The 8,564-nt window shown below is 35.8% G+C and carries 9 protein-coding genes and 1 pseudogene; 3 read left to right on the forward strand and 7 right to left on the reverse strand.

The window, feature by feature from the left end; translation table 11 throughout:
* Positions 1-320: 320 nt before the first annotated feature.
* A complete protein-coding gene (locus ACIR310F_RS0120885; RefSeq protein ID WP_028085516.1) occupies positions 321-1,424 on the reverse strand; it encodes an aromatic ring-hydroxylating oxygenase subunit alpha in 1,104 nt (367 codons plus the stop codon).
* Between the two features lie 139 nt (positions 1,425-1,563).
* Between ACIR310F_RS0120885 and ACIR310F_RS0120890 the strand changes: the two genes are divergently transcribed.
* A complete protein-coding gene (locus ACIR310F_RS0120890) occupies positions 1,564-2,484 on the forward strand; it encodes a histone deacetylase family protein (RefSeq protein ID WP_028085517.1) in 921 nt (306 codons plus the stop codon).
* Between the two features lie 723 nt (positions 2,485-3,207).
* Here ACIR310F_RS0120890 and ACIR310F_RS0120895 read toward each other — a convergent pair.
* The 4 genes from ACIR310F_RS0120895 to rpmI form a co-directional block, all read right to left on the reverse strand.
* Positions 3,208-3,732, reverse strand: coding sequence for a tetratricopeptide repeat protein (locus tag ACIR310F_RS0120895; RefSeq protein ID WP_028085518.1), 525 nt, complete (start codon positions 3,730-3,732; stop codon positions 3,208-3,210).
* An 87-nt stretch (positions 3,733-3,819) separates the two neighbouring features.
* Positions 3,820-4,605, reverse strand: coding sequence for a transporter substrate-binding domain-containing protein (locus ACIR310F_RS0120900; protein WP_035368674.1), 786 nt, complete (start codon positions 4,603-4,605; stop codon positions 3,820-3,822).
* Between the two features lie 108 nt (positions 4,606-4,713).
* Positions 4,714-5,070, reverse strand: coding sequence for a 50S ribosomal protein L20 (rplT, locus tag ACIR310F_RS0120905; protein ID WP_028085520.1), 357 nt, complete (start codon positions 5,068-5,070; stop codon positions 4,714-4,716).
* Positions 5,071-5,090: 20 nt separating this feature from the next.
* Positions 5,091-5,288 carry a 50S ribosomal protein L35 gene (gene rpmI / locus ACIR310F_RS23400; protein ID WP_028090710.1) on the reverse strand — a complete coding sequence of 66 codons (198 nt, stop codon included), beginning with the start codon at positions 5,286-5,288 and terminating at the stop codon, positions 5,091-5,093.
* 658 nt (positions 5,289-5,946) lie between these two features.
* Between rpmI and ACIR310F_RS27180 the strand changes: the two are divergent.
* Positions 5,947-6,081 (forward strand): annotated as a pseudogene (locus ACIR310F_RS27180) (serine/threonine protein kinase); the annotation flags it as partial.
* Between the two features lie 192 nt (positions 6,082-6,273).
* A complete protein-coding gene (locus ACIR310F_RS24675; RefSeq protein WP_231387634.1) occupies positions 6,274-6,852 on the forward strand; it encodes a GUN4 domain-containing protein in 579 nt (192 codons plus the stop codon).
* Between the two features lie 441 nt (positions 6,853-7,293).
* Here ACIR310F_RS24675 and ACIR310F_RS27185 read toward each other — a convergent pair whose 3' ends face one another.
* Together ACIR310F_RS27185 and ACIR310F_RS23410 are read right to left on the reverse strand one after the other, a co-directional pair.
* Positions 7,294-7,563, reverse strand: a complete 270-nt coding sequence (locus tag ACIR310F_RS27185; RefSeq protein ID WP_231387631.1) for a DUF4351 domain-containing protein — start codon at positions 7,561-7,563, stop codon at positions 7,294-7,296.
* Between the two features lie 27 nt (positions 7,564-7,590).
* Complete coding sequence (locus ACIR310F_RS23410) at positions 7,591-8,151, reverse strand: DUF2887 domain-containing protein (protein ID WP_028085522.1); 561 nt, start codon at positions 8,149-8,151, stop codon at positions 7,591-7,593.
* Positions 8,152-8,564 lie beyond the last annotated feature (413 nt).

The raw sequence follows: 8,564 nt of genomic DNA on the forward strand, positions 1-8,564 counted from the left end.
GTAGGGCTGGCTGAAGAAAGCTAAAACCATTTATTAATAAGGGTTTCGCGGATTTTTACCACAAAAAAGTGCCAGGTTTTGGCTAATGGTGTCTCAAAATGAATTGCATTTTTCTTTGTCGGATTTGGAAAATTGAGGATATCCAGCAGTTAAAACTGTTCCCTGTTCCCTGTTCCCTGTTCCCTGTTCCCTGTTCCCTGTTCCCTGTTCCCTGCTTTCACAGACAACTTTTTCAGCAAGCCCTAAGTAACGAAAAGTAAAGAAATTGGCAAGAAAATTGGTGCTATAAAAACTTGCCTAGAAAATATTATTAAAAATTTTTAGTCATTAACTAATTCATCTCGCCATTTTTCCCGTTTTTCTCTCTCTTCACGCACTTCTTCCTCTCTTTCCTTTTCTCTTGGTAATAGCCAAGTTTGATGGTTTAGAGGTTTTTGTCGTTCCAAATGGTTAATAAACTGGATAATTGACAAATCAGCTTTGATAGGATTTTTTAAATAAAACCGCATATTTTGTAATATCTGATCATGATTTTTAAGTAAGCGATCACTAATTCTTTTCCCTACCCATAGCATCAATTTATTAATCAACTTTCCGAAAATACCTTGACGTTTTTTGCACATTAATAATGTTTGTCCTTGAGTTTTTCCTTCTGGTAAGATCCGAGTGGTAAATATTATGTGCAGATGGGTTAAATCATTACCAAAGGTAATTATACTAGTTGTTCCATACCAATAACAAATACTATAACTCAGGGAACTATTAAAAAACCTACGGTAGAGTTTTAACCAAAATGACCTACTAGTAATATTGGTAATTGTATTAAAAATAATCGCATTTTGATTGAGTTCTTGTTTCTCCAAAACCATCTTTAATGGCAATTTATAAACTATATTAATTTGTTGTGTATCAATACCCTGAAGAAGTAGTAAATTAGGATGACAATTAATACTAAATTCCCCACCAAGAGCAAAATCAAATTCTTGATTTTCCCAATCTAAAACAAATGGTAAGGGTTGTTGTGGAGTTTCCCCAGTCCATACCCAAATTATGCCATATTGTTCCGCTACTGGCCAAGTTTTGGCTTTGACAGCTACGGGTTCATCTAAATCGGGAACATCAACACAAATACCTTCTGCATCAAATTTCCACTGATGTAAAACACAGCGTAATTCATTACCTTCAATTTTACCTTGGGCTAAACTTGTACCCATGTGCGGACAGTAAGCATCTAAAATAATCGCGCGTCTGTCTTGACCACGATATACTACTAAATCTCTCCCCAAAATTGTCACGGGTTTCACCTCACCCACAAACAAAGATTGAGAAGGTAATACCCAATACCAACCTTCGACAAAACTGGCTGATTGATTGAAAATTTTAGGTTTACGAACTGAGTTAAAATTATCTATATTCGTGTTCATGTTTAGGGTTTTACTTGCAGTGAAGCAGTTAGTTTATACCTATCATGAACAAGCAAAAAAAAACAGTATAATTAATATATAATTTCCAGAAGTTTCCCGACACTTCAATCATTATTTTTCAGATGCTAGATGTATAAACATGTTACAAGTTATTTATTCTGATGAGTTTTTAGACCACAAAACTGGAATCTACCACCCAGAAAAACCATCCCGGTTAACAGCCATAGTTGATGCTTTAAAAACTGCGAGTTTTGCGGAAAAGATTACCTGGAAACTACCTACACCAGTTATATCAAAACCCTCTTTAATGTCTTGGATAGAAAGTGTTCATTCTACAACTTATATTAACAAAGTTAAAAATATCGCCACTAACGGTGGTGGTTATTTAGACAGGGATACTCCCGTTTCTCCCCGTAGTTATGATGTCGCTTTGTTAGCGGTTAGTGCTTGGTTGGATGCAGTTGATACAGTTATTAATACAGCAGACCCAGCTTTTGTCTTAGCGCGTCCACCTGGACATCATGCGGTCAGTGATACGGGTATGGGTTTTTGTTTATTTTCCAATGCTGCTATCGCAGCCTTTTACGCTTTACAACAACCGGGAATTAAGCGTGTTGCTATCCTAGATTGGGACGTACATCACGGTAATGGTACGGAAGCAATAGTCGCAACTCACCCACAAATTGCTTATATTTCTCTTCACCAGTATCCAGCTTATCCCGGTACAGGGGATGCTTCTCAACAAGGTTTACACAATAATGTGTTAAATTTACCTATTTCTCCTGGTAGTGATATTACTGTCTATCAACCCCTATGGGAAAAACATATATTACCATTTTTAAACAATTTTTCCCCAGATTTACTGATTGTCAGCGCTGGTTATGATGCTAATGCTAATGATCCTTTAGCAAGTGTGAATTTACAACCAGAGGATTTTAGTTTATTTACAGAATACTGTTTGAGTATCACCAGAAAAATTATGTTTGGTTTAGAAGGAGGTTATGATTTACCAAGTCTTGCTAAATCAGTAATTGCTACTATTCAAGCCTGTATTAGTTAGTCTTTTTTAGTAACTCCATATTCCACTAAATTTAAGACTTCACTACCTAGAGAATAAGAATGTGTAAATATATATCTTCTACAATATAAGTTCCATGGTTGCTGCCAAAAAAGAGCGAAATTAGTTGTAATTTTTACTTTAAATATTTTTCTGTATTTTACCTCACTGAATATAGTTAAAAATTATCAAAATTATCAAATCTTTCGTAATCAAACTTTGTCATCATGTCATAAAAGAGCTAAAGTTTTGTTAAGATATAATCACTGGGAATTTCATGAAAAGTACCAGTAGCTATCTAAAGTTCAGAAGGTGAACAAATGACCACCTATATTTTTTTTGACCAAGCACTCCAGATGCTGACCACTGCTTTTTTCGCATCAGTAATTATACTAACGACATTTTCTAGTATAGGTTTAGCAGTGATTGAAACAATTGAAAAAACGCGAGACAGCTAAAAATACGCTTCAAACTAGGGACAGGTGTGAAAAGTCTGATAGTATTTAGTTTCATAGCCGAAATCTCATTTACAACCTGTCACCATAAAGATAATCATCTGCGTTTATCTGCGTTTATCTGCGTTTAATTCTGAATTTCTGTACCTCAGCGGCAAGTAATTTCATTTTTGAAACCCACCCAGGTGGGTTTTGTCTATTTAGAAGTGTTTTTTAACGCCTAACTGGGCTTCTCACAGACAGATAACGGTAAATTCATAGCACCATAAAACTAAACAGAAACTAAGCGACGCAAAGACTCAGCCCGACGTTTAGCAACGGCGTTATTAGGTGCTATTTTGAGGGTAGCTTCATACATTTCTAAAGCTTGAGCATTCAATTTTTTCTTCTCATAAGCGTGTCCGAGATTATTTAGGGCTGATACATAATCTGGGTTCAATTTGATAGCTTCTTTATACTGACGAATTGCTAAATCATATTGTTCTTGAGCAAAATAAACATATCCCAAGCCGTTGTAAATAGGAGCAATAGATTCTTCTCCCTCTTCTGCGGCTGCTTTTAGAGCTTTTTGAAATAGGACTATGGCTTGGCTAAATACTTTTTTTTCTGAATAAATACTAGCTAATTCATAGTATTCTTGAGCCGTGCCTTTTTCTTTAGTTAATTTATTTTTTAACTTATTCAGGGAGCTTTCAAGTTTCCGAGTTTTGAATACTTGACGAAAAACACTTACACCAGCAAATGCCAGTAAACCAACAAAAGTTGAGAGATAAATGATGACTAAATTGTTATCCATTGTCTACAAATACTGCTTAAATTAAAATCTGTTAGGTCATAGATATTCGACTTCTTGAATAAGTTAGGGATCTTAATTGATTAATTACTACAATCCCCAATATTCTATCCTTTCTTTGAGCCAACCTGTAACTGTATAACGGGCAATGGCTTCATTCACTTTACGTCTTAATTCATCATATTGCAATCCTTTGGGCATAACTACAGCTAACGGTTCTGCTGATAATTTAGTTGCTAGTATATGATATTGAGGATATGCTTGCACCCAACCACTAAGAACGCTAAAATCCGCAGCAAAACCATCTACTTGATTATTTTCTATTTTTTCCCACCCTTGTCCGTAGGAATTGACAGCGACTAATTGAGCAGATGGTGTAAAATATTTTAAGTAAGAAATAGTGCTAGAGTGGTTGAGAACTGCTATTTTCCGGTTTCCTACATCTTTTAATTCTTGAATAGATGTATTTTTTATAACTATTCCCGCACCATCATAATAGTAGGGAACACTGAAGCTAACCATGCGAGAACGTGAGGCTGTTGCTGTCACCCCAGCGACAGCTAAATCAACTTGCTGATTAAATACTACAGGTAAGCGATCGCTATTAGCTACTGGTTGCAATTTCACAGCATCGGCTTTCCCTAATAAATCACTGGCTAAACGTTTGGCTAAATCAATTTCTAACCCCTGTAAATTGCCTTGATCATCCCTAAAACCTAGAGGACGGAGGTTATCCTTAACTGCTAGATTTAGATAGCCTCGCTGCTGAATTTCCGCCATTGTCGCCGCAGATACAGTCAAGTTGCCACCTAAAAAAAATAAGCAAACCATCAATAACAAGGTAGCGGATAATACCAGATGTAACTTCTTCATCATTGCCCAGGTTTTTACTCCAATTAAAAACTGCAAAAAACTTCTTAATTTTTAATTTTCAATTCTCCGATGTGGCCATTTGTTACATCCGTTATTCATCCGTTCCCACCTTTATCTGTTAACCGATTGTGCCAACTCTGCAATTTTAGCAAAACTTGCGGGATCAAGAATTGCCAATTGTGCCAACATTTTGCGGTTTAGTTCCACATTGGCCTTTTTCAAATTGCCAATTAAACGGCTGTAGCTTAAACCGTGTTGTCTGGAAGCTGCATTAATACGTGCTATCCACAGACGACGAAAATCACGCTTTTTCTTTTTGCGATCGCGGTAAGCGCTTCTTAGCGCCTTCATTACTTGTTGATTAGCAGTTCTAAACAAAGTGGAATGAGAACCACGAAAACCTTTAGCTAATTTGAGAATTTTATTGCGGCGTTTACGAGCTACATTACCGCGTTTTACCCGAGTCATATCTTATTACCTGTGTTCTTTTACAAATATGGAAGCATTAGGCGCACATTCTCTTCGTCCCGTTCATGAACAACTGCCATTTTTGACATATTGCTCTTTTTACTAGAAGATTTATGTTCTAATAAGTGGTTTTTGAATGGTTTACGGCGGACAATTTTACCGCTACCAGTGGCGCGGAATCTTTTGGCCGCAGCCTTGCGAGTCTTTAGTTTAGGCATGGGATGGCTTTAATTCAACACAATCTACTATTATATACGAGAAAAGGCAAATTGTATGCCCCATTGGCAATATCGGCAAGGATTCCCAAAATATTTTACTTGAGGACTTGACAAGGCGAAAATTTTCGTTTACACTAATGTTAAGAGTAGAAATCTGTCCGCGCATATATAGTAACCTTGTCAACTATTAACATCATTATTTTCATTCACCTTCCAAAAATCATCAGCGCCAGTTTATAAACTGCATCCTGTAAATCCTTAAATCCTGAACATCCTGATATGGCTAACGCCACGCTTCGCTATCAGACAAAATATTTTACTTGAGGACTTGACAAGGCGAAAATTTTCGTTTACACTAATGTTAAAAGTAGAAATCTGTCCGCGCATATATAGTAACCTTGTCAACTATTAACATCATTATTTTCATTCATCTGCCAAAAATCCACCAAAATCCAGTACATTATTATCATCCTGAACATCTTTAAATTCTGAACATCCTGATTCTGATAATTAAACGCAGATGAACGCGAATGAACGCGGATGTTATACTAGTTTTTAATTCCTCTGCTATAGCGAACAACTAGAAAAACCAGACTTTGCGGAAAGACAAAAGAGGTTTAGAAAAGAAGCCTTAGATTTATCAAAATGCTATCATCCCCATATTGTCCAAGTTTACGACATTTTTCCCGAAGATGGACTTTGGGCTATTGTGATGGAACACATTGACGGTGATGATTTAGCAGCTTACGTGGAAAACTACACGGCTGAAAATGGTTACTTATCAGAAACCTAAGCTTTGCGCTACATTGACCAAATCGGACAAGCTTTAGAATGTGTTCATGAACGGAAACTTTTACACCAAAATGTCAAATTTATTATCCAAGCTGAAAGAAATGTTCATTCCTAAAAATTCCACGCCTCAACCTATAAACCTATAAACCAAGAAGTACAATTAAAATCATCCTGTGGAATAGACTACAGGGAACTGTGCGACTTACTTGCACAAGGGGAATGGAAAGAAGCAGACTATGAAACAGGACGGGTAATATTAGCGGTTGCGAAGCGAGAAGAAGAAGGTTGGTTAGATGTTGAAAGTATTGATAATTTTCCCTGTGAAGACCTCAGCACAATTGACCAGTTGTGGGTAAAATACAGTGATGGTAAGTTTGGTTTTTCTGTTCAAAAACGGATTTATCAGAGTTTGGGTGGAACGAGGGAATACAACGAGGATATCTGGGAAGCCTTTGGGGACAAAGTAGGATGGAAGAACAAAGAAAATAGAGGTTTGGGCTACAAGAATATGACTTTTGATGAAAAAGCACAAAAAGTTAACTTCCCTAATTATACAATACTTGGGGAGACGGATATAGAAAGGAATTGGTTATACTACAAAGATATTACTTTTGATAAAAAAGCACCAGAGGCCTACCTCCCTATTATTATTGTTAAGTATGAATTAGCTTGGAATGCGAGGATGGGAATGTGGGAGAAGGATGGTGGGGGTTCGCATCTTCGGGAGCTTGGTATTTTAATCTCTTCTCTTCTCTCGCGTCGAGACTTGTAAACTGTAAGATTTAAGGGTTACAGAAAATTATTAAGTCTGAATCAGGATATCCAGGATTAAAGGATTTACAGGATGTTAGTTTCCATCTAAATATCCCCGACTTCTGCGATAATTAATGTGATAAATGAGAAGATTATTAAAAGTTGTTGGGTATCTGAAATTCTCAATTGTCAGAATCAGGATGTCCAGGATTAAAGGATGTACAGGATTGTGATATTATCATTACCTAAACTATCCTGAAAACTAACATAAACCATGTCATGTTCGATGAAATATTACAAAGAATAAGAGAAAAAATTACATCACTTTAATATGTAATGACACTTCATGCAGAAGAAGAAATGAACCATTAAAAATCACCAACTCCCCACCAAAAATCATTCAATAACATCCTGTAAATCCTAAAATCCTGGATATCCTGATTCTGACAATTAAATAAGCTTATTTATCTGGTGATTTTAACCATGTTTCTAAATCATTAATATCTGTAAAATCTAACAATGCTTCTCCTAGCTTTTCCAGTTGTTCTATATTCAAACTGTTAATATTTTGAATATAACTATCTCCTAACTTTCCAAACCGTTTAGATAATATCCTTAGCAGTAAGTTTGTTGCTTCATCTTTTTTACCTTCCTGTCTACCTTCCTGTCTCCCCTCCTGCTTTGCTTCTTGATAGACCCTTGTTTGCTTAATATCACTCACTAAAAACATTGCTTCTATCTCCTGACGGCTTAATTGTTAAAACTTGGACAATAAAACAGTCTCTAACAATTCTATAATACCTTGTTTTTCTCTGTCATTCTCAACTTCTGTCTTAGTTCTGGCCATGAGGGTTTTCACCAATTCCGGTGCTTGCGCTTCTTTACTGACAATTAACTCAATTAACCCCATACCAATTGAACCTGGTGGTAATTCATCTAAATAAATTCGTTTAATTCTTCCACTATTAATCAATTCTTGTTGATAAGCAGTTAATTCCCCCACATCTAAACTCCGTTTCCCAAATAAGGCTATCCCATGCCAATCTTGTACGGGTTTAAATTGATTGAGATAAATGTTCATTTCCGCTATTAATTCCCAGTAAAAATCTGGTTTTGCTTGAAATTGCACTTCGACAAAATAGATGGGTTTTTCTACACTATCTGTCAGAAAAATTCCATCAAACCGAAATGCTTTTTCTTTCACTTCCACAGAAGTAAATTGATAATCTTTAGCATTTTCTGTGGGTTCTCCCAGAATTTCAAATAATAGAGTGTGAAAAGTCAGGAAGATTTGGTAAAATATCGTGTCTGTGTGCATTATTCCTGATTTTTATGTTTCTGAATTACTTGGTTATCTGGTAATTTTAACCATCTTTCCCGGTTATACATCTAATTTAATTGCATCTTTATCCTGAGACATAAGATAACGTCTTGGTATTTTGGTTATATGGAAATAATAATATTAGTAATTAAAAACTCTATATATATGGGTGCACTATTTCCCACGAATAACATCATCATACCCGAAACTCAAAACACTGTCAAGCCCCCCGGCTGAAATTACCGAAACTCGTGAAATTATTGATAAAATTCTCAATAATCATGAGAATAGACCCCCCTTTATTGAGAAAGTTCTTTTTTGTCAAAGTCCTATACAAATAACTTATATCCCGATAACAAAATCTGCAAATTATTTAATCAATCTTGTAATTCATCAAGTTGAGGTTGATA

The organism is Dolichospermum circinale AWQC310F (genome assembly GCF_000426925.1).
Classification (GTDB): domain Bacteria; phylum Cyanobacteriota; class Cyanobacteriia; order Cyanobacteriales; family Nostocaceae; genus Dolichospermum; species Dolichospermum circinale.